This window comes from Vibrio sp. YT-19(2023), from assembly GCF_033337395.1.
In genome coordinates this window covers 1-559 of sequence record NZ_JAWOQN010000931.1, presented here as the reverse complement: position 1 = coordinate 559, position 559 = coordinate 1, and the positions used below count along the sequence as shown (strand labels likewise).

1 protein-coding gene is annotated in these 559 nt (G+C 42.4%); it reads right to left on the bottom strand.

What is annotated here, in order from left to right:
* Nucleotides 1-166: 166 nt before the first annotated feature.
* The coding region (locus R7E78_RS29260; protein ID WP_318059036.1) for a cellulose synthase operon protein YhjQ/BcsQ at nt 167-559 on the bottom strand (393 nt) is incomplete at its 5' end.

The window sequence follows — 559 nt, the reverse complement described above, 5'->3', positions numbered from 1 at the left end:
AAATAACCGGCTTTAAAAATACAAAGCTCAATGAAAACCAAAAAGACAAAGCACACTCACCAACCCAGTTTGTTTTGCAATTCCAGGCTTGCTCGTAAGCTTTCTTCTGTAGTCTGAATTGGTCCACTACCCAGCGTTGGAAAATTAGATTAAGACTTCGCATAAATTAGCTTTGGTCCTGAGCGCCTGATAACGCTGATACACACCAAAAAGCAAAAGACTGAAAATCTTTTGCGGCTTGACTCGATGGCGAATAGTGTTGAACGGTCGTCAGGTTTGCCACACATTCAAGCAATGCCGTATCTCGATGAATCGAAACAGGAATCAAGGATTCGCTAAGTTCCTTTTTCAGCACCAACATGAAATCACGACCAATTTCGGTTTCTGGCTGATACTTATTCACCAAAAAACGTAATTTGTCAGAGCGAAGCAATCTCGATAGCTCTTCATGTTGTAGCCAAGATTGAAGAGTGAGATAACTCAGGGCATCTGCCGTTACCACCACCACAATCATGTCCATTGAGTCGACAAAAGATCGCACTTCAGGATCAGTAAGCTC